Genomic DNA, 25409 nt, shown 5'->3' with positions numbered 1-25409 from the left:
CCGATTTTCGCTGTTTTTTTAGTGTATGCCCGGTTTTCAACTTCCTGAGAATCGAATATACGAACTAATCTCGAAAAATTCCAGATTATTCTAAAATATTCAATTCTCAGAGGCTTTAATCAGAGGAGTTCTGCAACACCCTCCAAAATTTTTGAAAAATCAAGGTGGGCAACTTCATCACGAGGTAGCCCACCTTCTCTATATTACGACTTGGCAAATGTTCGGTTAAAATCGGGTGTATAACCCCGTCACATCGGTGAAGATGTCCTCCAACATATCGCAATATACACCATCTATCTTCTTGATGTCCTTTGTCTTGACCTCAAAGGTCTTGTGGTTCATACTCTGACGGTAGAAACGCAGGTCGTAGAGGTCTGCGCCCTCGTCATAGATGATTTCCAACCTATTAGCCGATGTCTTGTTACGGCTAAGGCTCATTCTCAGTCTGTTGCCGAGATTTATGAAATCGTGACTTCCTGTCATTGCCACAAACCTGCGCCCTCCGATTTGTTGGAGTATGATTTTTGCTACTTGGTTGTCCATAACGATTTTATTATGAGTTGTTGATTTTCTTGTTAAGCCATTCATCACGGCGTTGTCTGCACTCTTTGAGTGTACCTGCCACGCAAGAGAATAATTTATGGATAGCTTTACATAAAATAACTCTCCGTCAGTGTGGCGGTAATCACATTGGTAGTGTTTCTTGAGATGTGAGCGGTAGCCGGTATAAAACACCTCGTATTGCTCAGTGCCGGGGGTGGTGGTTGTGCTTACTCCGTTGGTGGTCATTCTCGTTGCCATAGTGTTGCTGTTTAGTATTCTACAATAAGTATCCGGTATTCAAATGTTATATCTGGGTTGGTTATCTTCCTTTGTTTAAGCCATAGGTGGTGACTGCCAAAGCCATATACGAAGTATCGGTCAAGGTCGTACTTGTCGGCAAAATCAGCTACTATCTGCCGTAGCGTTTTCTCGCTGTCGGCATAGAGAATATGGTTCACAAACTCTATGATGATTTCGGCTATTCTGTCATCAAATATGATGGTCGGGTGTTCAAATGTCACGTTCATAATCGGTGAGTATTGTGACCTGCGCCAGCAATGGCGCAGGTCGGATTAAACATTTATGCGGTCATTCTCTCTCTGATTAGTCGGGCGTTGGAGTTCACCAAATCCACAATACGGTCGTGGTAGGCGGTGTTCTTGTTATTTTTGCCGTGACACTGCACCACTGTGAGGGTCTGCAAATCAACCTCTATCGTTTCAATTATCCTGCCGTCTATCCTCGCCGAGAGAATAAGGGAGTTGGCTTTGGTATAATAGCTTGAACCGAATACGCATATATTCTGCGTTTTACCTTCCTCATAGTATTCCTCGATGCTTTCAAGAACCTTTACCGTTATCTCGTTGTCGGATATTACCAGTCCGAAGAATTTGGATTTTTGGTTGATGAAATCCTGCTCTTTCTGTTTCTCTCGCAATAGTCTTTGCTGTTCCCGCTCACGCCTTTCCTGCTCATATCTACGCTCCAATTCGGCACGTTCCTTTTCTCTCTTGGCGTCTATCCTTCGGCTTGCCTCATCGTGTGCCTTGATGAAATCATCGGGGCAGATGTTTTTTGGATTGCGCAGGTCTTGACCGAGATTTTTCAGCATTTTCAGATAGTCGCACCACATTCCGAGATTGTTGATGCAGTAGTGGTGGCGTCTTGCGATGATGTATGATGCCCAGAGTTCATCGGCGGTATCGGGATTTGAGAGAAAGTATCTCATTTCCTCAATCTTGCCCTCTTTCACCAGCGTTTCTATCTTGGAGTCGGACAGCAGACCTTTGAAAAATCTGACGGGTGTTACTCCGTAGAAATCGCCCTTGAAGCCGTTGCGACGGAGTTGTGGCAAAACTGACATTTTCGGATATACCTTGCTCCAAACGCACACATCGTCATAAAGACTGTTATGAGGTCTTATCTCCATATCGCTGAATAAAGACCAAACATCGCAGTAGCAGAAATTAAATCCTCGCAATAAAGCCATATCGGTAACTTTGCCGTTTGTAGAAATCCAGAGTTGAACGACCTCGTTGCAGTAATATTTAGCAGGCTTGCCTTTTAGACTTTCGCTCTTAATCTGCGCCACTCGGATAACCTGAAATCCGTTGTGGGTAGTAATCACGCTGAAATATGATGTCTGCCCGTACTTACGTTTTAGAGTATCTTTCACTTGCAGTTCCTTTCCGCAGTTGGGGCATTTGCACCCTGCAATGGTGTCGCAAAGCGTTCCCTTTCCGCTTTTCCAGACGTGTCCGCAGTCTGAGCAGGTAATCGTTCCGCTCTTGGTGCGGTAGGCGATGTGTTCAAAACAATGGTTGTATGCCCATTCTTTCTGCGAGTATGATAGTGGGCGCAGGGTGGCAGATGCCTTTGCCACTTGCTTTTGTAGTGCTGTCTTGGGTTTCATAGTCGTATCTTTTAGAAGTCGAATAGACTTGGTTGCTCAACTTGGGTTCTGTTGTCGGTCGTTTTCTTGGGCTGGATTGGCTTGCGCATTTTCGCCATTTCCTCGTCACGGAGTTTTGCGATGGCGTCCTGCCGTGCCTGTTCCTTTTCTTCCTCGGTGAGTTCTACCGTATGGTTGACCACCACTTGGCAGTTGATTGGTTTGCCGACCTCTATTTCACTTTCTTCCCAGTAGTGGACTGCCATTCCGAAGATTTCATCGTCCTCGAACCCGTTGCAACCGCTTTTCTGCACGGAGTTTAGTATGTAGGTCACGCACTCCTCAACTGATTTCGAGGGATTTGCAAACTTGACTGCGAACAGTGCGTCATTCTCGGCTCGTTCTTCAAGATACGCCTTGATAGTATTGTTAAAGGCTCGTGTGCCTTTGTTTTCTCTTGTGGTTGCCATAGTCGTAAATATTTAGAGTGTCATTATCCAGTAGATAATCCCTATTGCGGTGAGGATTGAGATTATCCACCCCACACCTCGGAATATCGGTCTGAGTATCGCCCAAAGAATAATCCCGACAACCGCCCCGACTGCTATCCCCACCACCTTAGCCGTCTTTTTTAATGCGGTATGAGCTGGAGAAGGTGTGAAGCTCGTATTTTTAATATGTCTGTCGTTCAGTGTCATAAGGCGATATTTTTTTAATGCGTATAATCGCTGTTTGAAGTTTGTTCGCTCGTTGACCCTGCGGCACGACGGGAGCAAAGGGGTGTTCGGCACTTGCACAAAAAAATACTACCGACCACCGGGAGCTGTGGAGATTTTTTTGCGCGAATGCCAAAGAATACCCCGTACCGTCGTGTTAATCAACTTCGAGCGAATAAACTTTGAATGGAGATTATACTCTGCATAAAAAATAGAGGCGGCAAAGCCCCGCAGGGTGACACTGGACGACAGACATAAGAAAAATGGAAACCGTTGAGATAAAAGCAATGGCCTCGGAAAGAGCAAGTATGCGTATGCCGCCGTACATGGAGCATGGCGTAATTATCGGCGGAATACGCTTTCTTGCTCCCGTGGGCTTGAACAAACGGATAGTGGCGTGACGGCTCAGATTCATTATAAGGAGAAGGCGTATGGCACACTGATTTGCCGATTGGAGTCTTGTGAGGGAAGCGACGTCACCGGAGCATCCTCACAAGGCGTTGAGGCAAACCGGTGTGTAGCCTTCTCCCATAGTCGGAGTGTGGTCGGATGGTGTCAGTGACCCACCGGATCACCGTCACCATCTGACGGCACGACCGACGCAGACACCGTGAGCCGCCACGCCTCTATCCGTTTCCGCAGTGAAAAATCGGCTCTATACTCTGTATTTTATGTAACAAAATTGCCGTAAAATCGCAAAAATGTAAGGCCTCCCTTGTGTTAATCTCAAATTGTATGCTGAATGTAATTTATTCCCATAAATTACATCTCTATCATCGTAATCTATAAATCGCAGATATTTATACTACACCTATTGTTTATCAATTTAATCAACTTGATAAACAGCACCATTTCCATCAATTCTAAATTGAAAAGATTTAACAGGAGGAACACCTGCGATTGTATATGCAAATATCTTTAATAATGGAATTCCATCTTCATATGAAACAGTAACCAAATAGAAGGATTCCACATTGGGATCATTCTTTATGCTCTCAATCGCCTGGATAAACGACTCTCGATGTAACGCCTTTTCGTCATCAGAAAGCATACCACAAATCATTAGGTCATCAATATTATAATCCACAACATTTGCAACATATTTGTCAGCTTCAGGGAACTTATCTTTAATCTTGACTGGTGTAAACCTATAAGAATTCTTATCTAACTCCATTTTATAGTATGATAAGCCTCGACCTTTCATTTGTTCCATTATATATTCAATTTCAGATTCCTCCATTCGATATCCAAAATAAATCCCTGTAATGGCTCTATAATCTATATCAAATAACCCATGCGCATCAAACGCTAATCTTATTTCTTCTTCATATTTCCATACTTTCGATTTAGTGCCAATACACTTTTTTAGAATTCTTTCAAGATTACCGTGAGGTGGAAGATCCATCATTGTTAACGTCGGAACTTTATCCACATAGGACATTTCCAAATCAAATACTTTCTGGAAATATTTATTGAAATTTAGTGACTTTTTAAGACCGTCAATATCATATTCTATTGCAAAGCCTGTATGACCGGATGCGTAATGCGCCCAAAGCAATTCATTGGAAACATTCCCAGCCAAAGAATATATTCCCATAGAACGTATTTTAGCAATAATATCATTATAACATTTTTCTACTAATGCAGAATGTGCTTTATGGCTATGTAGGAAAGCATAGATACTATCATCATTAAAGATTCCCTCCGCAGGATCATTTAGTTCGTCTTTCAAAGGAAGGTATATTTGATTACTCACAAGTGTCGCAATATCACGATGCAAAATTGATTGTCCGTCTTTGTCAAACTGTCCAATTCCTCCTCGATATTTGTATCCTTTTCTCATACGCTAATCATGATTTTCGGGAATCCAATTCATTAAACAAAATATGGAGATTTGTATATGATTCACCTTCTCTATATTCTTCCGCGCGAATAGCAGCTTGACGCATTTTATCATCATTCAATAATTCCGATACCCATGCTTCTTTTGAGAGGAATGATTGGTGTTTGCTGAAATTGGGCATATAGCGGTGGAGGACATCAATCACATCATCCGATGTGGCGAAATATCGGTTGGTGTTCAGGTAATGCAAAAGAAACCAGAACTCAATAGAGGGCATACTGTCACACAATATGACTGCCGGATTGTCAGCATACTTACGCTTCATATCCTCAAACTTTGCTTTTTCAGCCGGTCGTGTACGGGTAACATCTGCATCAAAAACACATACGGCAATTCCATTGTCGGCAAGCACTCGTTCTATCTGCTTCTGCATTTCATCAAAAGTCTGTTCTGTGAAATTTCGCGGTTTGCAGACATAGTTATATCCACGCAGCCTTTTGAGGTGGGTAAAATAGTATCGCTCGGTTGCTCCTTCTCCGATAATCGTGATTGTCGGATTTTTGAGTTTACGCTCCTTTATTCTTCGTGCCATAACCTTACCTCCTACAATACATTCGGCAATGCGCCAAACTGACCGTTCATATATGCCCGATGAATTGAAGACAGCTTGTTAAGCCCTTTGAAATCAACAAGAGAAAACAGTGTGGTATTGCCGTCCTTACCCTTTTCAGTAAACCATACGGAATCCTTGCCAAACAAATCATCAATATCTTTCAATATCGGATCATAGTGAGTCGATACAAGCAGTTGTGATTGATTGTCCGGAGTATTTATAAATTTGGCAAGTATGTATTCCATCAGATTGGGGTGCATTGAAGCCTCAATCTCATCAATGCACAGAAAAGCCTGCCGCTTCAATTGTGTATATATAAGTGACTCCAATTCAACCATACGCTTTGTACCCGTACTCTGGCAGTTTTCGGGCAAAACATAGCTCTCACTTCCGGATTCTCCCTCTATGGTATGACCGAACAATGCAGCCATTTTCTGTATCTTGATGTCGGATATATTGAAATCAGCCTCTTGTGCGAACTGCATCAGGTATTCCCTGAAATCCTCGCTGTCTGCAATCATCTTCTTTGCTCCCTGCGATAATGATGAAAGCGAACCACTCTGCAAAGGAAGCATCCGGCTGTCAATCCAACGGCGCATATTATCAAGATAAGGCACGGCGATATTGACTTTTTTCAATACGGCAAGAACCGACATATTTCGCAGACAGTTCATTGTCAGAATATCCACCTCTGCCGGAGAGAGCTTGGCGACAGTTGAATTGAATGTCAGCTTTGATACGCCCTGTACGTCCTCTCGGCAAAACACCTTTGTCGGGCGATTTGTGAGATAGACAAACAGTGCCTCACGACATACCTTTTCTGGATTCACCGTAAGCTGATACCAGTAACGTATGCCGTCCACATACAGTTTGATCTCAATCTCCGTGTCATACGACAAAGCCGACTTCCGCATAAGGAATGGCTGGACATTTGTTCCATCATCATTTGTGGCAGGGATATTATTCCAAAATTCACGAAGAAACTCAACGGCATCCAAAAGATTAGATTTGCCGCTGGCATTGGCTCCGAGAACAACTGCAAAACGGAGTAACTGCACCCCGTCAGGCATGGTTACAACACTGTTGTAACGGTCATCTCCCGAAGGCTCGAAACTTAGTTCAACTTCGTCACGGAAGGACTTGAAATTTTTTATTTTCAGCTCTTGTATCATTATATGTGGCTTTGATATGGCAAAGTTAGCTATTATTTGCGGCGTTTCCAAAATAAAACCGGAATATTTCGGTTTTTAATCTCTGAATTAGCTTAAATATCGCCAAAATGGAAATCAAAACACAATCAGCGTCCATTATAATGAGGCGAGAGGGAGCAAAATTAAGTCTATAAATACACCGTCAAATATACGAGGGAGCAAGTATTAGTGAAAAACGGGGCAATAAATAAGGGTTATTTAACGCTCTTAATCGCCGAAAATCAGCGAATTATTATTATCTTTGCAAAGTAAACGAAGAAGAACATTGAAATATCGGGGTGCGCAAAGAGGGAGTGCCGCGATTTTCAGAGAGCTAAGATATTGATAATCATATAACATACGTTTGTGTTACAGAGACCAGACGGATCACAGAACAAATCGGCAAGATGCCGCAAATCGCTGAAACTAAGATAGTTTCAGCGATTTTTGTAATACCCCTATCCGGCAGAATCGTGAACATTGTGAGGTATGGCGGTGTGCAATTCGTGAACAGCCTCCGGCGTGAACAGTTTTGTTCACGATTTAAGTACCGAATTTGTAATCCTCTATCCTTCTGCGCTTTTCTGCGATTTACTGTTTCAAAAGTGGGGCTTTTATACTTTTCACAGGGTTCAGATCCCCACTTTTCGGGAATTAGGAGTTGATTTCTGGTGAAATTTAACATCAATTGGAGCTTTTAACTACGCGACTGTTAATTTAGCCTTGTTTTTAACTCTTTTATCTATGTTCAGCCGAGTTTGTGATTATGTTCAATCGTGAACAAGTGGGCAGAACGGTGAAATACGACGAAATTGCAGAACAATAATTCGTGAACAAAATCCGGAAGTTTCTTCCTGTTCACGGAAGTGTTCACTGGATTTGCGATACGGCGTTGATTTCCTTGCTCTTGCCTGTTGTGAAATTGGGCGAAAATGATTATATTTATGTAACCATTAAACCACAATTTCAAACTATGTTACATGATTCTTATTTCACCTTGTCTTTCATAGCAAGGAAAGCCCGCGCCCTCCGCAACGGCGAGTATCCAATCTTCGTCCGCATCACCGTGAGCGGTCAGATTTCGGGAATGAACCTCGGACGCAGTGTCGCCCCTGAGAACTGGGATCAGAAGCGCGCCATGTCCAAAGGCCGTTCGCGCCGAGACCTCGAACTTAACAAGTATATCGAGGTTGTGAAAGCCCGCTTCCTCGAAATACACAATATGCTTGTGCGCGAGGGGAAGATGGTAAATCCGAAAATACTGCGAGACCATTTCCTCGGCACTGTCGAGAAGCCCAAAATGCTCTGCGAGGTATTCCGCATGGCAAACGAACAGCGACGCGCCGAATATGAACGCGGCGACATGGGGAAAGCCACATACGAGCGTTGGGTGCGCTGTGTCACCTATCTGGAAGAGTTTATGCAGTTGACGCAAAATGTGACTGACATTCCGGTCAAGGATGTGACAAAAGGATTCGTGCAGGATTTTGAACACTTCCTGCGCATGAACAAAAAAGCGGCAAATAATACCGCAGTGCGCTATCTGCGTTACCTGAAGAACGTGATGCAGTACGCAATCGCCAACAAATGGGCTTCGGAAGATCCGTTCCTCGGCAAGCGTTTCAAACGTACCGTCGCAGACCGGGAGGCGTTGACCGAAGCCGAGTTGAAACGTATGATGGATCTGGACTTAAAAGCTTATCCACGCGTGGAGGCTGTGCGTGACACTTTCGTATTCTGCTGCTTCACCGGGCTGGCGTTCTGCGACATAAAGTCGCTCAAACGCACAGACATCACCACCGACGCTGACGGTCGGATGTGGATACGCAAGCACAGGGAGAAAACGGGAGAACTGAGCGTTATTCCCCTGCTTGATGTTCCCCGCCGTCTGATTGAGAAATACAGTAACCACCCGAAAGTTTTGTTGGAAGGGGTGGTACTGCCGGTCATTTCCAACCAACGCATGAATGCCTATCTCAAAGAGGTGGCGGATTTGGCAAAAATTAACCGTCACCTGACCTCGCATATCGGTCGTCATACCTTCGCAACACTCTCGCTGAGTAACCATGTTCCGATTGAAAGCATATCGAAGATGCTCGGTCATTCCGACATACGGACAACTCAGATTTACGCTAAAATGCAGGACAAGACCATATATGAGGATATGGCAACAATGCGCAACAAGTTTGACTGCGCCATGATGAACTGACAGCAGGCAGTGAGAAAGAATAATAACGGCAACCGGGCTATCAGCTTGGCTGCCGTTTTTGTTTCAGTCGAATTTGGGTCGGTAGTTGGATTGCAGGAAGGCTTCAATATCCTCCTCTGCATAGAGGATTTTGCCGTCAAGCCGGTAGTATGGGATTATTCCCCTGTCGCGGTAGTCCTGCGTGGTGCGTCGGCTTACTCCGAGCAGCTCAGACAGCATGGCGTCGGTAATGAACCGCTTGCCATGGAGCAACGGGTGGTATTCTTCCCGAAGCCGGAGGCACATTGTGGTGATGTCATCGGTCTGTGCGGTCAGCCGCATTATGCGCGGATCGGTGGCGGTTATTGTTTCTTTCATTGCCCCGCTCCTTTCTCCCTCACGATAAGCCGGGTGATGTCGCTGCCCTTGAACTGCGAAAGTCTGCCGATATGGGAGAACCCTATCTTGCCGCGCTCTTTCAGTGCGCGTAGCTTCCTTTCGGAGATGTGGAGATAATCGCAGGTCTGCTTGGTATTGAGCCAGTCCGACAATTTCTTGTCACGCAGCTCGTCATACAACGCCTTGACGGTTTTGTGGAGAAAATCGACACGTTTAATCAGTGCGTCGAATACTTCTCGCTCAACTTCAATTGTGTCCATAAATTTGTGGATTAAGTGGATTATATAGTGGTGGTTCGTGGGATAAGGTTTGAAAAAGTCGGCGGGTATCCCTCCCGCCGACTCACCACTAAATCCACAATCAAAAATTTATGACTGCGATTCAGTGGCAAAGTTAGCGATTTATTTCCGTATTTCCATGCTATTACACGGAAAATCAGTCAAAACCGATGGCATGGCCCTCGTTTCTTTTTGCGCTGCATACGCCGACGCAACTCTTTCATGCCGTTGTACGACAACGCCCCGTAGAGCGATGAGCCTATCGAGATTTTAGCGACCATTGCTGCTCGAATTTTTCCGACAACGACATTACCTGCGACATGACACCTATCATCTCAATGGTGGCTTTCTCCAACTTGTATAGATGTGTCATCGCTTTTTTCTCGGTGAAATTCTCTCTGAGGGTTCTGACTGTAAGGTCGTAATTTACCCCGATTGTGCGGTATTGGGCGAAAAACTCCGAAAGCTTTGCGCAGTAAACCGCAAGAGATTTGTCGGCGACAAGCACCTTGAAGGGTTTGCCGAAGATGAGCTGCTTGATGAAAGTGGCCTTTACGGTCGCGTTGGCTTTCTCCATCATTCTGGTGAGTTCATCCCATTCGAGATCGTCAAAGCTGACTTTGACATGGTGGCTGCACTTGTTGGCAACCGGCGGTCGTCCGCCTTTACAAAATAGATTTGTCATAAAAGTGTGGATTAAAGTGGTGGTGCATCGCGGAGCCTCTGCCAACCGCAGGTTTGGAATTGGGATGTCCGACTTTGGAGGACAGCCTCCACATAGCAAGGTTGTTTCGTGGGAACCGGAGTTACCCGAAACCTTTTGGGGAACCCAAAAGACACCTTGCTATGTACGGACGTACATCCTGACTATTATGAAATAAGGAGTTATGCCCTAATTGGCGGCCCGGTTTGCCTTTAAGGTGTACGAAAGTTGTACTCTCACGCCTTATTTCAATGCCTGCGGAGGGTGTTCAGCCCCTTGGTGCTTATATAAAGTTACGAAAATTTCTCAGCAATAACAAACAGCGAGAAAAAATTGGGGCGAAATTCCGATGCTTTATGTCGGATTGGAAGAGCCGATTGCTGGCAACATGAAAAAAACTTTGCCTCAGAAATGTTAAAAATTCAGCCCGGTTTTCGGGAAATCCGGGGAAAAATGGGGAAAAACGTGGACATAGCCGGACATACTTGGTCAAGATGGGATTAGCTGTAAAAATTACCATGAAACTTTTTGAAAAATATTTTGTATCTTTATATAGAGATTGACGGATACTACTGCCTTCAAGGAGTTCAAATTTCAGACACTATTCAGGAACTATCCAACGAACCGCAGTAATGTTCATAAATCTTGCCGGAGTACATTGGTAATTTTGAAAGATAGATATGATAAAGGAATATACCATATCCTTTTGCAGAGTTCAATCCTTGGTATTTATAATAGAACTACATGCATTACGACATTTGTATTATCCTTAATTATCATCTATCCAAAGGAATAACCAAAGTATAAAAGGAATAATATACTTACTATCTATAGTAACTTCATGGCTATACAGCCATAGGTATATAGATTGTAAACTACCACTTAATCCATAAACAATTAAAGAATTATGACAATGACACGACGATATCCAACCCCGGTCTAATCAGCCGATGCCCTCCCGACAGCGGAGGAAGATCGCCCATAAGCGACGGAGAAAGCTGTACCCTATACCAAGCATTAGACGATGCCGGCAACACGCTCTGCCGATAGAAGCCCGGTCTATCCGTGTCAGGAGATACGCTGACGGCTACCGCTATGCTCTTATCCAACCATCAACCCTTAAACAATGCACTATGGCCAAAGTATATGAGTCTGATATCGACCCGGATGAATTCATCCGCTCATTCCGTGATGATCCGTCCGGAATATCTTCAATGAAAAAGAAATCCACAGAGGGAAAAACATCTGAAAATCCGCAGTCGGAGGTCAAGGCACAACCGACTGAAAGTAAAACAGAACCGCCAAAGCCCGATCCTGTAAACAAGACCACATCGGTTACCTCGGTTAATGCAGAAAGCGAGTATCGGCAGAAATATATAGCGAACACCGCATATCTGCGTCCGAAACTGCGTTTTCTGATGGTCGAAATCAATCCCGACTTCATTCAGAAAATCAAACGTATTATCTCCTATGAGAATGGTTCGCCGTGTTCAATCAAATCGTTTGTCAACAACGTGCTGGCAGAACACTTCGAGCGATACGAAGCAATAATCAAGAAACGGCTTTGAAAGTCCTCAAATCCGATCTCGCCGCCCTTGATCGCAAGATTACCGCCGAACTTGCACACACCCACGAAGTGCCGGACGACCGCATTGGAGTCAACAAGGAGGAACAGGACGGCGTTGAGAATAAGCAGCAGTCCGATACCCAGAGGGTCGAAGTAAGAGATAACCAGTCTCAAGCAACAGGACAGAAAGAAACAATGGTCGCCGAACCTGTGGCTTCCGGCTATCGCCAGCGAGAGCCATTAAGTCCGCGCATAATAATCGGATGGTGCGGTTCCACTCCACTCGGAGGATTCCGCGCCGATTCTAACTGGCAAATATGCAACCGTAGTACGAGCCCGAAATTGTAGGCTCAACAATGGAATAAAGACTGCATGAATACCTCTGTCACATCTTTACAGTGACAGGGGTACTCATTTTGGTATGGAATTTTGCGATTCTCTTATATAGTATAGAAATTATGATTGAGCTAATAATTCATGTTTAAGTTAAAGGATTAAACTCCTTTTTGAATTATAGTAATCTACGCTGTCTTATAGACACTTCCCAATCGTAATCGAGTTGCTGTTGTAGATACAAAATACTACGATTTGTTTATCTGTCGAGCCATTGTTTGAGGCGGGCTACTTTTTCTCTGCCCACCACAACCTCAATGTCGGGATACTCTGCTACAATAATCTTTATTCTACGATTGAACCAGTTAGACACGCGACGTACAGAATTTATGTTCACTATCTGCTGACGCGTGGCACGAAAGAACTGCGCCGGATCCAACTGCGTGTCAATATCATCAAGCGACATGTCCACGGTATATTGTTTATTATTTTTCATAAATAACCGTGTAGTGCCTGATTCAGTGGAAATATAGCTTATATCAGAGACCGGTATTGTTATATAACCATCTTTGTCAGCGATAAGAAAACGCTGCCTGTACGCTTCTGACCTACTTTGCAAAAGCCGGTAAATCTCGGCTATTTCCTTTGTGGCTGAAGTCGGTGTGAACATCCGCCGGCTTTTCTCGATAGCCTCGACAAGCTCATCTTTTTCAACCGGTTTAAGCAGATATGCTATACCATTATAATTAAATGCCTTCAGGGCATATTCATCGTATGCCGTGGTGAAAATCACAGGCACATTATCCGGGATGCCCTGTAATCCGTCAAAGCTCAGTCCGTCAGTAAGCCTGATGTCAGCGAGTATAAGGTCTATTGCAGGGGATTTCCTCAAGAAATCGCGTGTTTCAGCAACACTTGCCAGAGGTCCATGCACACGCGCATCTTCAACAGTGTCTTCAAGCAGCCTTATCAGTCTGTCGGCATTATGTTTTTCGTCTTCTATGACAAGAATGTTCATATCTGTTTTGTGTTTATAACAATGGCAGACTTACCGAGTAATAATGTTCGGCGTCCTCAATCTGTATTTTCTTATCACTCAGCAAGGCATAGCGGTTTATGATATTGGTCTGACCTATACCTGTCGATTCCACAGGCGGGGACACCAGCGGATGCTTGATATTTCTTATCACCATACGGTCGTCGTCAAGCACTATGCTTATCAGCAACGGTTTTTGTGGCGAAATGGCATTATGTTTTATCGCATTCTCGACCAGCAGTTGCAATGATGCCGGAGGAATTTTACCGTTTGATTTCCTGAGATCCGGGTCGATGCTTATTGCAATACCGTCGCCATGCCGCAGTTTCATGAGATAGATGTAGGAATCAAGAAACTTCAATTCATCCCTGATATCAATCAGATTGACGTTGAGATTTCTGACAATATGCCTGTAAACCTTTGACAGATGCGACAGGAAATCGCAGGCGTTGTCGGCCTTGCTTTCGATAAGTTCATACAAAGTGCTGAAATTATTGAAAAGGAAATGCGGGTTTATCTGCATTTTCAAAGAATTAAGCTGAGACTGCAATGCAATCTCCTTCTCTTTCATCAAAGCCAGTTCAAGAGCCTGTTTTTCATTACGTGCCTCTATGATTGACCTCATATAGAAGGCATTGGCATATACGCTTGATATGAAAGTGGATATCATCGCGAATGTGTAGCAGCCTTTCATATTAATCAGTTCGTCAATCAATGTGTTCCCGCTTCCGCCCCATATACAGGCAAACAGCTTCACCATACCGAATGCGACAAGATTGTTGAACAGCAGGATACATCCGGCAAGTATAATCATCCAATGGTATGAGACTTTGAATGGAGAATAACGGAACAGCAGGTAGCAGAATCCCAACGATGTATAGGTGAACACGAAACACAACAATATATCAAACAGGAAATCGCTTGCCATCATCGTGCATATCTGACTGAATGTATTGGCGTCAAGAAACATCCACATGAGCATATACATGACGTAGGAGACGGCAGACAGGATCATACCGTTTTTCCAGTTTAGTATTTTTGTGGTTTCAGTCATCATCTCAATGCAGGATATCAGTTTTTCGTTTTGCAAAGTTACATCATAAATGGTCGTTGTCATAGACAAAACGGAGCGAACCCGCCAAAATAAGTATTAAACCCGCCAAAACAGAGGTTGAACTGTACATGAGTGGATACCGGTATATTATAATCCTTCGAAAAGAGCTATGTACAGTTCAACTCCGAATATGTACAGTTCAACCCCCAATTTGCACGGTTCATTCAGAAAGTTCTTTCCGTTGCTGAGGTGTCGAAGTATTTTTGCACCCTGAAAAGAACATATTGAACTAACTGATAAAATGAATTCATCAAATCACACGTGGACAAAAAGGCTTTGTCCACTGCTCGCCGTCGGCTCTATATTTGCGGCTGTCGGATGCAAACAACAGACAGTGCAGGAGGAAACGCGTGAACTGCCTGTAATGACGGTTTCCTATACTGATTCCGTCACAATCAATGAAAGCTATTCCGCCACAATAGAAGGGCGGCAGGATGTGGAGATCTATCCGCAGATTTCGGGTAAGATTACGCGTATATGCGTCAGGGAAGGACAGGAAGTGAATGCCGGGCAGCTTCTTTTCGTGATTGATCAGGTGCCCTATCAGGCTGCTGTGCGAATGGCGACTGCTAACGTCCATGCCGCCGAAAGTCAGGTTGCCACGGCGCGACTTGAAAGAGACAGCAAAAAGGCTCTGTTTGAAGGCAAGGTGATTTCTGAATATGAGTTGCAGACGGCGCAGAACGCTCTCGCCACCGCCGAGGCTACGCTCGAACAGGCGAAAGCCTCGCTGGTCGATGCCGGCAACAATCTGTCATATACCGAAGTGCGGAGCCCGGTAAAGGGTGTGGTCGGCACCCTTCCTTACCGTGTCGGCACCCTCGTGTCGCCCCAGATGACACAGCCGCTCACATCGGTTAGCGACAATGCCGAGATGTGGGTGTATTTCTCCGTCTCTGAAAAAGAATTGCAGGGAATGATGCGCAGGCACGGTTCCCGCGACAAGGTGCTTGCCTCATTTCCTCCGGTGTCCCTCACCCTCAGCGATGGAAGCGAATACCCGCACCGGGGACAGATTGAGACACTGAGCGGAGTGGTGAATCCACAGACTGGGGCGGTATAGGTGAAAACGGTGTTTCATAATCCTGACAGGCAGCTTCTGAGCGGTAGTGTCGGCAATGTAGTGATGCCACACAGCGAACGGAATGTCATCGTTATTCCCAAGAACGCCACATACGAGGTGCAGGACAAGGTATATGCCTACCGGGTGAAAGACAACACGGCAGAGTCGGTTGAAATAAAGGTAGCAGCGTTCAACGACGGCAATGAGTACATAGTGCTTTCCGGTCTGGAGAACGGAGATGTGATTGTGACAGAAGGTGTCGGCTCATTGCGCGACGGTCAGGCATTAAAGACAAGGGAGGATAAGAGATGAATCTGAAATTCTTTATCGACCGTCCTGTACTTTCAATAGTCATTTCGGTCACAATCGTGCTTCTCGGCTTTGTGGGGCTTGCCACATTGCCGGTGGAACAATATCCGGACATCGCTCCTCCAACGGTAAACGTGTGGACAACCTATCCCGGAGCCAACGCCGAGACTGTGCAGAAAAGCGTTGTCATTCCGCTGGAAGAAGCCATCAACGGTGTGGAGGGCATGACATACATGACATCTGAAGCGTCAAACGATGGAAACGCGTCGCTCATGATATATTTCAAGCAGGGAACAGACCCCGACATGGCAGCGGTGAACGTACAGAACCGTGTGGCTACGGCGCAGAGTCTGCTTCCATCAGAGGTAGTGCAAGTAGGTATAACAACCGAGAAACAACAGAACGCCGAACTCAAGACCTTTGCATTGTATGACCCCGAAGGCCGCTATTCCAAGCAGTTCCTCAACAACTATATCAAGATCAATGTCGAGCCGCGCATCAAACGAGTACAGGGTGTGGGCAAGGTGCAGCTTTTCGGTTCGCAATACAGTATGCGCCTTTGGCTCAAACCCGACAGAATGGCTCAGTTCAAACTTATACCTGATGATATAGCCACCCTCCTTGCCGGGCAGAACATCGAGGCGGCGACGGGCTCATTTGGAGAGAACCACGACAACGCCAATGTGTACACCATGAAATACCGAGGCCGGTTCACGACAGCCGAACAGTTCGGTGATATTGTTGTGAAATCACTTCCGAACGGCGATATCCTCCGGCTGAAAGAGATTGCCGACATTGAGCTTGGCGACGAGGATTACAACTTCGAGACAATGCTCAACGGTAAGCCGGGAGCATTGATGACTATTTATCAGACTGCCGGCTCCAATGCCTCGGCTGTCATCAACGAAATCGACAAGGTGCTTGAAGACTGCGCCGCAGAACTCCCGGCAGGGCTTGAGTTCGTGACCATGAGCGATTCAAACCGCTTCCTCTATGCCTCGATATACGAAGTGGTATGGGCGCTGGCAATATCCATATTGCTGGTGGTGTTCGTCGTGTACTTCTTCCTTCAGGATTTTAAGGCGACACTGATACCGACTCTCGCCATATTTGTGTCTGTCATCGGTACATTCGGATTTATGGCTGTCGCCGGATTCTCCATCAATCTTCTGACTCTGTTTGCTCTTGTGCTCGCCATAGGCACAGTGGTCGATAACGCCATAATTGTGGTGGAGGCAGTACAGTCAAAATTCGACTCAGGCTACAAATCATCGTATATGGCTACAAATGACGCGATGGGAGGCATAACATCTGCAATCGTTGTCTCGACAATAATATTCATGGCAGTGTTCATTCCTACATCCATGATGGGCGGCACATCGGGCACTTTCTACAAACAGTTCGGTATAACTATGGCTGTCGCGGTAGGACTCTCCGCCGTAAACGCACTCACACTGTCGCCGGCTTTGTGCGCCCTTATGATGCGCCCTGCCGATGGAGATAAAGGATTTTCGGCAAAAGTGCGCAAGGCATACAATGCAGCGTTCGCCGCCATTGTCGAAAGATATAAAAACGGAGTACTGTTTTTCGTACGTCGCCCTGCCGTAGCTTTCGCAGTGCTTGCCGTCGGCATAGGTCTGCTTGTATGGCTGATGCGGATAACTCCTTCAGGTTTTGTTCCCGATGAGGACACCGGCACTGTAATGGTGTCGCTGAACACAAAGACCGGCACATCATCTAAAAAGACATTGCAGACAATCCGTGACTTTGACAGTAAGCTGTCGGAGATTCCCGGCATAGACCACCGCGGCGGTGTGGGTGGCTTCTCTTTTTCAGGCTCAGGCCCGACTTCGGGTTTATTCTTCCTGTCGCTGAAACACTGGGATGAACGTAAGGACCCGTCCGAAAGCGCGGGGGCTATTGTTGAACAGATATATGCGCTTGCCGACTCAATTCCGGATGCGGAATTTTTTGTGGCAACTCCCCCGATGATACCCGGCTACGGCATGACAAACGGATTTGATCTCTATCTTCAGGATAAAGTCGGAGGTGACCTGAATAAGTTCAAGGATGTGGCAGATGAATTTGTTGCGGAATTGAACAACCGTCCTGAAATAGAGATGGCATATTCGGCTTTTAATACTCTGTATCCGCAGTACTGGGTTGACATCGATGCCGCGCAATGTGAGCGCGTCGGCATAACCCCGGCTCAGGTGTTGTCAACAATGGCGGGATATTTCGGAGGCAACTATGCGTCCAATTTCAACCGCTTCAACAAGCTGTATCGCGTAATGTTGCAGGCTGACCCGGCAACCCGTGTCACCCCGGAGTCGGCAAAGCATTTCTATGTTCGCACCGGCAACGGCGAGATGGCTCCGCTTTCGCAGTTTGTCACCCTCACCAAAACCTACGGGCCTCAGTCGATTTCGCGCTTCAACCTCTACAACTCGATTGCGGTCAACGGTACCCCTGCCGCCGGATACAGCTCCGGCGACGCGCTGCGTGCTGTAGCAGAGACCGCCGAAAAAGTGTTGCCGAGAAACTACGGTTACGAACTCGGAGGCATAAGCCGCGAGGAGTCTGCCACAGGGAACAATGCAATAATAATATTCGCGATCTGCGCGACGCTGGTGTTCCTTATTCTCGCCGGACTTTACGAGAGTCTGCTCCTGCCGCTGGTGGTCATAATCTCGATACCCTGCGGACTTATGGGCAGCTTCCTGTTCGCAAAACTGTTCGGGCTTGAGAACAACATTTATCTCCAGACAGGACTTATCATGCTGATCGGTCTTCTTGCAAAGACCGCAATCCTCATCACGGAGTATGCCGGAGAGCGTCGCAAGAGCGGCATGACGCTTAAACAGGCGGCTGTCGGTGCCGCAAAGGCGCGTCTGCGCCCGATTCTGATGACGGCACTGACAATGATATTCGGTATGCTTCCGCTTATGTTCGCATCGGGCGTGGGCGCAAACGGCAACTCTACTCTCGGAACCGGTGCTGTCGGCGGTATGGTTGTAGGCACACTGACACTGCTTTTCCTCGTGCCGGCACTGTGGATGGTGTTCCAGAAGATTCAGGAACGTTTCAGCCCTGTCGAACCTAAGAACCCTGACTGGGCACTGAGCGCGGAGCTTGAAAGGGTTGCCAATCTCAAAAATCAGAATAAAGAAGATGAAAAATAGAATGTTAATATGTATGGCTATCGCAGGAGGTCTGCTCACCTCCTGCGGGGCCTACCGCAAATACCGGCCGGTATCATCTGTACCCGACAACCTGTACGGTGTAGAGATTACTCAGACCGATACGGCATCCATAGCGTCAATGGACTGGAAAACGCTGTTCAACGACCCCTGTCTTCAGTCGCTTATCGGCACAGCTCTTGTTCGCAATACCGATTATAATGTAGCCGGATTGCGCACCCGTCAGGCTCTTGCCTCTCTTGGTGCGGCTAAACTGGCATATTTCCCGTCGCTGAATTTTGGCGCGGACGGCAATGTCTCCCGATATGACGGACTGACAACAAAGACATATAATATCGGTGTCAACGCGTCGTGGGAGATTGACATATTCGGCAAACTGACAGCCGCCAAACGCGAGGCTGCGGCTGCTGCGGTGTCGGCATCGGAACAGGCACAGGCTGTAAGGACACAGCTCATAGCCACTGTAGCCACATCCTATTACTCTCTGCTGATGCTTGACCGTCAGGTGGAGATAGCAAAATCGACGCTCGCCAACTGGGATGAGACAATCCGTGTTATGGAACTGCTGAAAACCGCAGGCATGGCGAATGAGGCTGGCATACTTCAGACCAAAGCCAACCGGGCGGGCTTGCAGGCTGATATAGTGGCGATGGAGAAGAGCCGGAAGGAAGTTGAAAACTCTCTGTCGTCGCTGATTGCACAGGCTCCCGGCGAAATCCGACGCGGCAGTATGGATGAGATCTTTTTCACTGATAATCTTTCGGTCGGACTCCCTGTCCAACTACTTTCCAACCGTCCCGATGTAAGGGCCGCTGAAATGGAAGTGGCGAGGACGCACTATGGTGTCGGGGTGGCAAGGGCATCGTTTTACCCTTCGCTTACACTTGGCGGAACAATCGGATTCACCAATAACGGCGGTGTCGTTATCAATCCCGGACAATGGCTTCTCAACGCGGTCGGACAGCTTGTGCAGCCGATATTCAACCGTGGGCAACTTCGGGCGAATTACAAAATAGCCGATGCTGAGCGCGAGATAGCGTTATTGCAGTTCAACCAGTCGCTTATCAATGCCGGAAACGAGGTGAACAACGCTCTGAGCGACATCTCTGCGGCAAGAGAACGGAGCGTGCTGATAAAGGAACAGATTGGATTGCTGACCGATGCTGTGGACAAAACCGAACTGCTGATGCGTCATTCCCCGACAAACTACCTCGAAGTCCTGACGGCGCAACAGGCATTACTCGCCGCCCGACAGACAGAGGTGCAATGCCGATACGATGAAATTGCCGGAATCATCACCCTTTATCACGCTCTCGGAGGCGGCAGATGATATAACTTGAAATTGAAAATGACAATAAAAATGTATCCCAATGAACATACCCCAATATTAATCAATATTATATGAACAAGGTGTTAATTGTAGATGCCTCCGAATCTGACCGTCGGCTCATGGCGGGCTTGCTTGTCAAGTCCGGCTATGAGCCGATTGCAGTCGAGACTATGGAGGCAGCAAAGGACGAGATGGCGAAACTGCCACCGGGCGCAGTTATCGTTGCGGCGATGACATTCGTCCGTGGCACAGCACAGGAGTTAATCAACTGGCAGAAGACGGAGGGATACGGATTTCCCGTAGTCGCCATAGTGGACAATCTCAACCCATTGGATATTGCCGATGTGATGAAAGACGGAGGTGCCGTCAACATTATTCAGCGTCCGGCAATGGACAAGCAGCTTGTCGAAACAGTGGGCAGGTATGCAAGACCGGGCAGAACAACGCTGTTGCTCCCTGACAAGCTTATCCCTCGCCAAAGCGAGGCGTTTGCCGGGATTGAGCGGGCAATAAGAAATATTGCCGCGACGGATGTCAATGCCGTCATCTTCGGCGAATGCGGTTCTGGAAAAGAGCAGATTGCAAAAGAGATTTACAGGCTCAGTTCACGTTCACAAAAGCCATGCACCGTCATAGAAGCCGGCGGTGCGGCACTTGTCGGCAAACACGACCCTGCAAATCTGCGCAGCGAAGTGCTAAACCGGATGGAAGGGTACTTCAAGAAGGCTGACGGCGGTACAATCATCATCAAGAACGTGCAGTTGCTGAACTTCGAGAAACAATCGGTGCTTCTGCACATACTTGAAAACGAGCATCCGAATGTGAGGGTTATATGCACCGCAGATCCCGAACTGCGCCGTATGGTGTCTGAAAAGACGTTCCGCCCAAATCTGTTCTACACACTACGACAGGTTGACGTAACAGTACCGCCATTACGGGAGGTGACCGAAGACATCGTGCCGTTGTCAGACTATTTCCTGACACATTTTGCCCACAGCAGAGAACAGCACAGGAAAAAGCTCGATGCCTCGGCAGTCAAAGCGTTGAAATTACACCCGTGGCCCGGCAACGTAAGGGAACTGAAAGATACCGTCCTCTATGCCGCATTCCATTCAAAAACAGATGTAATATCGGCGACAGACCTCAATTTCAGCCAGTCGGAGCCTGATGCAGATGACAGCCTTATTCTGCGCAAGCCGCAAAAAGACAAGGAAAAAATCATAGAGGCGTACCGTCGCAGTGGTTCTTGGACAGGCGCGGCAAAGCTGTTGGGAATATCGGAACGCGCTCTGATAGAACAGCGTAAGAAACACCGCATCGGCAAGAAGGGCGAGCCGGAGGTTTGACAGCTCATAAAAATTAACTAACTTTGCAGTGATTTTGAAATAGTAGCGATTGGAGAGCCAATCGTTTATAACATACATCATAACATAACACCGCATTTTGTTTAAGTGAAAATCTGGTACATTGGAACTTGTAAGAGCAAATGCGTGGAAGTTGTGCTATGCGCAAGCATAGCGTGCTATCACGTTCTCTTACACGGGTTTACCAGAGCCTTCACTTATGAACTGTGATTAGCACGCTATTTTTCTACCTTATCTGATCCAATTCATGTTGTATCCTATCTCTATTAATTATTTATCACACCTTTCATCGTCAATGCCGCGAACTTTCCGTATCATAGACTTGTTTTGCAACTGAAAAATAGTTACATTTATGCCAAAATAAAATGAATGGGAACAAAAGAAAGTTTGAAGCCCATAATGCTTCACAAACCCCATCCCGGCAATATTATCAAGGGATATGTGATGAAACAGGTTTATGATTATCTTAACAATGAAGGATTGATATGAATACACTGAAATATAAGGATTTTATAGGCTCGGTAGCATTCAGCGAAGCCGATAATGTATTTTTCGGTAAAATTGAAGGCATTGACGGACTTGTAAATTTCGAGGGCGAGAGCGTTGCGGAACTCACCAACGCCTTTCATGAGGCGGTTGACGATTACCTTGCATATTGCGCCGAAGAAGGAATAGAGCCTCACAAAAGCTATTCCGGCTCTTTGAACGTGCGTCTTACCCCCGATATCCACTCCCGTGTAGCTTACCTCGCAAAACAGGCTGGAGTATCAATCAACTCGTTCATACGCACGGCTGTGGAAAAACAGATTGCAGCCATGCTCTGAGATGATTCAAACGCATTGAGCTTCTATCGAAGTCAACAAGATGTTATATTAAAATAGCCAATTGGCAGAAGCTTGTTGAATAAAATATTGCCTATTTTATTCAATACAGAGATATAACTGAATAAAATTAGCTATATTTGCAGTCTAAAAACAGATTGCGATGAAAACGACGATACTCAATCAGCAGGCAGAGCGTGACGAACTGATGTCGCGCCCTTATCAGCAACGGCATACAAGGTATGACGCCGACGAACTGTTGCTAAATCCGCTTATCAAACTTATAACCGGGCCTCGCCGAGTGGGTAAATCGGTTTTTGCCCTGCTTATGCTGCAAGGTAGGAATTTCGCTTATCTCAATTTCGACGACAATCAGTTGCTTGAAAAGTGGGATGAAGACTTGGTGATGTCAGCACTTGAAGATGTCTATCCCGGCTATGACTTCATGCTGCTTGATGAAGTCCAGAATCTTCCCGGCTGGGATCTGTGGGTCAGCAAACTCTACCGACGAGGCAAGAACCTCGTAATCACTGGCAGCAATGCCAATATGTTGAGTCGCGAAATGGCTACCGTCCTTACAGGGCGTTATCTCCAGATTGAGATGCTGCCGTTCAGCCTTGAAGAAACGATGAATTGGAAGAATATCAGTCCGCAACTGGAAGAACAGGCTGCGCAGGCTATAACGCTTGCTGATGACTATATGCGCAACGGCGGTTACCCGGAAACAATACCGGCACGTAGCATCACCAAAAGTTATCTTTCGACGCTGTTTGATTCCATCCTGCTGAAAGATGTAGCCAAACGCCATAAGGTGAGGAACACAACTGACCTATACAATCTTGCCACCTACCTGCTCTCCAACTTCTGCAATCCTATATCTGCCAATGACCTTGCCGGAGAGCTTGGGTTGTCAAGCGTCGCAACTACAAAGAAATTTTGTGACTATCTGGCAGAACCGTATCTGTTCTTCTACTTGCCGCGCTTCAACAACAAACTGAAATTGATGACTAAAGCACCTAAAAAAGTGTATGTGGTTGACAACGGCTTTGTGCGAAGCACGGCTTTCAACCTCAGTGAAAACCTCGGCAGACTGCTGGAGAATCAAGTGTTTGTAGAATTGCTGCGCCGTGGCTATATTCCTGGTAAAACACTGTTCTATTACCGCACACGCAACGATAAAGAGATAGACTTCGTTACCCGCAAAGGCACAAAGGTCGAGCAACTGATCCAAGTCTGCTACGACATGACCTCCGAGAAAACCCGCAAACGCGAACTCGACGCCCTCGTCGAAGCCGCCGAAGAACTCCACTGCGACAACCTCCTTGTTATCACCAATTCGCAAGAAGAAAAAATCGAGTGGAAAAATGAATTAATTTCAGCAATTACCGCCAATAAGTTTTAATAGTAAAAATAAATATGAGTGACTTTACATATGAATTACCGGAAGATAAAGTTTTCTTCGATGCCGTAATGTCAATACTTGCTCATGATATTCAGTATAGGGATACCGGATATTATCATCTCCTTAGAGATGGCTACTGTGAAATTTCAGATAGTAGTACATTCTCACAAAAGAGATGGAATGCGATGTACACAACTGTAAATTTCTATATTCCCAAAGATGTCTTTGCCTCTAACGCTTCGTTGCTCCCTGAAGCTAAGAACATACTATAAAAGGTCTGCCAAACAGTTATGCCTCCAAACGCAGGATATGATGTTATGAAGATTAACATATCTCCTTCCCTGAGTATTGGGCAGCACGATATATTGAACGATATTATTTCAACAGCTAACAATAGTAAATTAGACATTCTTTCTGATGATGTTAAACAGAAAGGTAAGGAAATGTCAGAATTATATGTGACATTATATTGCATTGAGAACTCATTGCGAAACTTTATTGATACCGTGTTGTCAAATGCTTTAGGCGACAATTATTTTTCTTTGATTTCTGTTCCAAACGACATTGCGAAAGGAATTGCCACACGAAAAAAAGAAGAGAGTCAAAATAAGTGGTTACCGCTTCGTGGTGATAAAGACATATATTATTTGGATTTTATAGATTTAGCTAAATTAATTCAAAATAATTGGGAGTATTTTAAAGCTTACTTTCCAAGTCAGGGGTGGATATCAACCAAAATTGAGGAGCTTTACAAAGTTCGATGCTTAATCGCACACAATAGCTACGCTGGAGACGATGAGAAAGATATGGTTGCTCTTTATTACAAACAAATCGTTAAACAAATTGGGAGTCATATCTGAAATCGTATCAAAAATTTATTTCTGATCGTTTTTATAAGACAATATAATTTTGTATCTTTGTAATCCCAATGGAAATAATGGGGCAGAACATTGAAATAATGCCGTGTGCAATTCGTGAACAACGGAAAGCGAGGCATTACAATATTCTGAATACTACTTAGTTACAACGATATTCCGCAGCTCCAGGCGGATCACGATAAGATTTATCAAATCGAAGAAAACCTCTGAAAATCAACGTTTTTCGGAGGTTTTGCTTTTTGCCTCCTACCCCAAATCGGCGCAATATACGGCAATATCCGGTGTGCAAAAAGGGAGCAAAGAATTTTATACTGAAATTGCTCCCTTTTTAGGGATTAGTTGACTGCATTTCAATATTTTGCGCCGATTGTGACTACTTTATCCCTGCTCCCTGAAGGAGCTTCAGAGGGAACAGTATGCAGACATTACAGCACTTTTGTCAAAGTATGCCAAACTCTGAATCCGGCTTGTCAACCACCTGTCTGCACTTTCTTTTTTAGAATATTCCATTGTAACTATTCAGCGGACGCGCCGATGTAGTCGCCGTTTAGAAAAGGGCGAGGATTGCGTTGTAGGGCGAGTTGCCGTGCTTCTTGGTTGTCTCGACGATTGAATGCAGATCCATAAA

Annotated in this window: 23 protein-coding genes and 2 pseudogenes; 11 read left to right on the top strand and 14 right to left on the bottom strand. The window is 45.8% G+C overall.

The window, feature by feature from the left end; translation table 11 throughout:
- Positions 1–225: 225 nt before the first annotated feature.
- From QGT73_RS13090 to QGT73_RS13050, 9 genes and pseudogenes are all read right to left on the bottom strand, one after another.
- Positions 226–543, bottom strand: coding sequence for a hypothetical protein (locus tag QGT73_RS13090; RefSeq protein WP_280122704.1), 318 nt, complete (start codon positions 541–543; stop codon positions 226–228).
- Positions 544–553: 10 nt separating this feature from the next.
- Positions 554–801: pseudogene (locus tag QGT73_RS13085) on the bottom strand (DUF3873 family protein).
- Positions 802–812: 11 nt separating this feature from the next.
- Entirely contained in the window at positions 813–1070 is a 258-nt protein-coding gene (locus tag QGT73_RS13080; RefSeq protein WP_280122703.1) for a hypothetical protein, read from the bottom strand.
- Between the two features lie 53 nt (positions 1071–1123).
- Positions 1124–2455 (bottom strand): PcfJ domain-containing protein, encoded by a 1332-nt coding sequence (locus tag QGT73_RS13075; RefSeq protein ID WP_280122702.1) that lies wholly within the window; start codon positions 2453–2455, stop codon positions 1124–1126.
- An 11-nt stretch (positions 2456–2466) separates the two neighbouring features.
- Positions 2467–2904, bottom strand: coding sequence for a PcfK-like family protein (locus tag QGT73_RS13070; RefSeq protein ID WP_280122701.1), 438 nt, complete (start codon positions 2902–2904; stop codon positions 2467–2469).
- Between the two features lie 12 nt (positions 2905–2916).
- Complete coding sequence (locus QGT73_RS13065; RefSeq protein WP_280122700.1) at positions 2917–3132, bottom strand: hypothetical protein; 216 nt, start codon at positions 3130–3132, stop codon at positions 2917–2919.
- Between the two features lie 844 nt (positions 3133–3976).
- Positions 3977–4993, bottom strand: a complete 1017-nt coding sequence (locus QGT73_RS13060; RefSeq protein ID WP_280122699.1) for a DUF2971 domain-containing protein — start codon at positions 4991–4993, stop codon at positions 3977–3979.
- A 7-nt stretch (positions 4994–5000) separates the two neighbouring features.
- Entirely contained in the window at positions 5001–5585 is a 585-nt protein-coding gene (locus QGT73_RS13055) for an RloB family protein (protein ID WP_280122698.1), read from the bottom strand.
- Between the two features lie 11 nt (positions 5586–5596).
- Positions 5597–6778, bottom strand: a complete 1182-nt coding sequence (locus QGT73_RS13050; RefSeq protein WP_280122697.1) for an AAA family ATPase — start codon at positions 6776–6778, stop codon at positions 5597–5599.
- Between the two features lie 991 nt (positions 6779–7769).
- Here QGT73_RS13050 and QGT73_RS13045 point away from each other — a divergent pair.
- Positions 7770–9005 (top strand): site-specific integrase, encoded by a 1236-nt coding sequence (locus tag QGT73_RS13045; RefSeq protein ID WP_280122696.1) that lies wholly within the window; start codon positions 7770–7772, stop codon positions 9003–9005.
- Positions 9006–9068: 63 nt separating this feature from the next.
- On the opposite strand, the gene QGT73_RS13040 is transcribed toward QGT73_RS13045, so the two are convergent.
- The 3 genes from QGT73_RS13040 to mobA all read right to left on the bottom strand — a co-directional run bounded on the left by QGT73_RS13040 (position 9069) and on the right by mobA (position 10346).
- Positions 9069–9362 (bottom strand): helix-turn-helix domain-containing protein, encoded by a 294-nt coding sequence (locus QGT73_RS13040; RefSeq protein WP_280122695.1) that lies wholly within the window; start codon positions 9360–9362, stop codon positions 9069–9071.
- On the bottom strand, positions 9359–9643 hold the full coding sequence (locus QGT73_RS13035) for a helix-turn-helix domain-containing protein (protein ID WP_280122694.1): 285 nt from the start codon (positions 9641–9643) through the stop codon (positions 9359–9361). The genes QGT73_RS13040 and QGT73_RS13035 overlap by 4 nt, the downstream gene beginning before the upstream one ends.
- A 277-nt stretch (positions 9644–9920) precedes the next feature.
- Positions 9921–10346 (bottom strand): conjugal transfer protein MobA, encoded by a 426-nt coding sequence (gene mobA, locus QGT73_RS13030; protein WP_123400224.1) that lies wholly within the window; start codon positions 10344–10346, stop codon positions 9921–9923.
- Positions 10347–11497: 1151 nt separating this feature from the next.
- Between mobA and QGT73_RS13025 the strand changes: the two genes are divergently transcribed.
- Positions 11498–11932: a DUF3408 domain-containing protein gene (locus QGT73_RS13025; protein WP_280122693.1), complete on the top strand. Its 435-nt coding sequence runs from the start codon at positions 11498–11500 to the stop codon at positions 11930–11932.
- Positions 11929–12279 carry a hypothetical protein gene (locus tag QGT73_RS13020; RefSeq protein WP_280122692.1) on the top strand — a complete coding sequence of 117 codons (351 nt, stop codon included), beginning with the start codon at positions 11929–11931 and terminating at the stop codon, positions 12277–12279. The genes QGT73_RS13025 and QGT73_RS13020 overlap by 4 nt, the downstream gene beginning before the upstream one ends.
- A gap of 244 nt (positions 12280–12523) precedes the next feature.
- Here the strand turns inward: QGT73_RS13020 and QGT73_RS13015 are convergent, their stop codons facing one another.
- Positions 12524–13282 carry a LytR/AlgR family response regulator transcription factor gene (locus QGT73_RS13015; RefSeq protein WP_280122691.1) on the bottom strand — a complete coding sequence of 253 codons (759 nt, stop codon included), beginning with the start codon at positions 13280–13282 and terminating at the stop codon, positions 12524–12526.
- A gap of 13 nt (positions 13283–13295) precedes the next feature.
- The gene (locus QGT73_RS13010; protein ID WP_425278402.1) at positions 13296–14315 is read right to left on the bottom strand and encodes a sensor histidine kinase; all 1020 of its coding nucleotides are present in this window, start codon (positions 14313–14315) and stop codon (positions 13296–13298) included.
- A gap of 340 nt (positions 14316–14655) precedes the next feature.
- On the opposite strand from QGT73_RS13010, the pseudogene QGT73_RS17430 reads away from it, so the two are divergent.
- The 8 genes and pseudogenes from QGT73_RS17430 (at position 14656) to QGT73_RS12970 (ending at position 24763) form a co-directional block, all read left to right on the top strand.
- Positions 14656–15789 (top strand): annotated as a pseudogene (locus QGT73_RS17430) (efflux RND transporter periplasmic adaptor subunit).
- Positions 15786–18968 carry an efflux RND transporter permease subunit gene (locus QGT73_RS13000; protein ID WP_280122690.1) on the top strand — a complete coding sequence of 1061 codons (3183 nt, stop codon included), beginning with the start codon at positions 15786–15788 and terminating at the stop codon, positions 18966–18968. The pseudogene QGT73_RS17430 and the gene QGT73_RS13000 overlap by 4 nt, the downstream one beginning before the upstream one ends.
- 13 nt (positions 18969–18981) lie before the next feature.
- Positions 18982–20316: a TolC family protein gene (locus QGT73_RS12995; RefSeq protein ID WP_280122689.1), complete on the top strand. Its 1335-nt coding sequence runs from the start codon at positions 18982–18984 to the stop codon at positions 20314–20316.
- A gap of 71 nt (positions 20317–20387) precedes the next feature.
- Positions 20388–21662: a sigma-54-dependent transcriptional regulator gene (locus tag QGT73_RS12990; RefSeq protein ID WP_280122688.1), complete on the top strand. Its 1275-nt coding sequence runs from the start codon at positions 20388–20390 to the stop codon at positions 21660–21662.
- 503 nt (positions 21663–22165) lie between these two features.
- Positions 22166–22504, top strand: coding sequence for a type II toxin-antitoxin system HicB family antitoxin (locus QGT73_RS12985; RefSeq protein ID WP_135993392.1), 339 nt, complete (start codon positions 22166–22168; stop codon positions 22502–22504).
- Between the two features lie 160 nt (positions 22505–22664).
- Positions 22665–23903, top strand: a complete 1239-nt coding sequence (locus tag QGT73_RS12980; protein ID WP_280122687.1) for an ATP-binding protein — start codon at positions 22665–22667, stop codon at positions 23901–23903.
- Positions 23904–23917: 14 nt separating this feature from the next.
- A complete protein-coding gene (locus QGT73_RS12975) occupies positions 23918–24175 on the top strand; it encodes a hypothetical protein (protein ID WP_280122686.1) in 258 nt (85 codons plus the stop codon).
- A gap of 18 nt (positions 24176–24193) precedes the next feature.
- Positions 24194–24763, top strand: a complete 570-nt coding sequence (locus QGT73_RS12970) for a Swt1 family HEPN domain-containing protein (protein WP_280122685.1) — start codon at positions 24194–24196, stop codon at positions 24761–24763.
- Positions 24764–25409: the final 646 nt, after the last annotated feature.

Source organism: Duncaniella muricolitica, from assembly GCF_910574735.1.
GTDB lineage: Bacteria > Bacteroidota > Bacteroidia > Bacteroidales > Muribaculaceae > Duncaniella > Duncaniella muricolitica.
The sequence above is the reverse complement of the archived record's forward strand: the minus strand, read 5'-3'. Positions and strand labels throughout refer to the sequence as shown.

Coding starts and splice junctions, on each gene's coding strand:
- QGT73_RS13000 (WP_280122690.1), top strand. CDS start 15,786: ATGAATCTGAAATTCTTTATCGACCGTCCTGTACTTTCAATAGTCATT.
- QGT73_RS13025 (WP_280122693.1), top strand. CDS start 11,498: ATGGCCAAAGTATATGAGTCTGATATCGACCCGGATGAATTCATCCGC.
- QGT73_RS12990 (WP_280122688.1), top strand. CDS start 20,388: ATGAACAAGGTGTTAATTGTAGATGCCTCCGAATCTGACCGTCGGCTC.
- QGT73_RS12970 (WP_280122685.1), top strand. CDS start 24,194: ATGCCTCCAAACGCAGGATATGATGTTATGAAGATTAACATATCTCCT.
- QGT73_RS13065 (WP_280122700.1), bottom strand. CDS start 3,132: ATGACACTGAACGACAGACATATTAAAAATACGAGCTTCACACCTTCT.
- mobA (WP_123400224.1), bottom strand. CDS start 10,346: ATGACAAATCTATTTTGTAAAGGCGGACGACCGCCGGTTGCCAACAAG.
- QGT73_RS13060 (WP_280122699.1), bottom strand. CDS start 4,993: ATGAGAAAAGGATACAAATATCGAGGAGGAATTGGACAGTTTGACAAA.
- QGT73_RS13015 (WP_280122691.1), bottom strand. CDS start 13,282: ATGAACATTCTTGTCATAGAAGACGAAAAACATAATGCCGACAGACTG.
- QGT73_RS13055 (WP_280122698.1), bottom strand. CDS start 5,585: ATGGCACGAAGAATAAAGGAGCGTAAACTCAAAAATCCGACAATCACG.
- QGT73_RS13090 (WP_280122704.1), bottom strand. CDS start 543: ATGGACAACCAAGTAGCAAAAATCATACTCCAACAAATCGGAGGGCGC.
- QGT73_RS12980 (WP_280122687.1), top strand. CDS start 22,665: ATGAAAACGACGATACTCAATCAGCAGGCAGAGCGTGACGAACTGATG.
- QGT73_RS13080 (WP_280122703.1), bottom strand. CDS start 1,070: ATGAACGTGACATTTGAACACCCGACCATCATATTTGATGACAGAATA.
- QGT73_RS13035 (WP_280122694.1), bottom strand. CDS start 9,643: ATGGACACAATTGAAGTTGAGCGAGAAGTATTCGACGCACTGATTAAA.
- QGT73_RS13070 (WP_280122701.1), bottom strand. CDS start 2,904: ATGGCAACCACAAGAGAAAACAAAGGCACACGAGCCTTTAACAATACT.
- QGT73_RS13050 (WP_280122697.1), bottom strand. CDS start 6,778: ATGATACAAGAGCTGAAAATAAAAAATTTCAAGTCCTTCCGTGACGAA.
- QGT73_RS13045 (WP_280122696.1), top strand. CDS start 7,770: ATGTTACATGATTCTTATTTCACCTTGTCTTTCATAGCAAGGAAAGCC.
- QGT73_RS12975 (WP_280122686.1), top strand. CDS start 23,918: ATGAGTGACTTTACATATGAATTACCGGAAGATAAAGTTTTCTTCGAT.
- QGT73_RS13075 (WP_280122702.1), bottom strand. CDS start 2,455: ATGAAACCCAAGACAGCACTACAAAAGCAAGTGGCAAAGGCATCTGCC.
- QGT73_RS13040 (WP_280122695.1), bottom strand. CDS start 9,362: ATGAAAGAAACAATAACCGCCACCGATCCGCGCATAATGCGGCTGACC.
- QGT73_RS12995 (WP_280122689.1), top strand. CDS start 18,982: ATGGCTATCGCAGGAGGTCTGCTCACCTCCTGCGGGGCCTACCGCAAA.
- QGT73_RS13010 (WP_425278402.1), bottom strand. CDS start 14,315: ATGATCCTGTCTGCCGTCTCCTACGTCATGTATATGCTCATGTGGATG.
- QGT73_RS12985 (WP_135993392.1), top strand. CDS start 22,166: ATGAATACACTGAAATATAAGGATTTTATAGGCTCGGTAGCATTCAGC.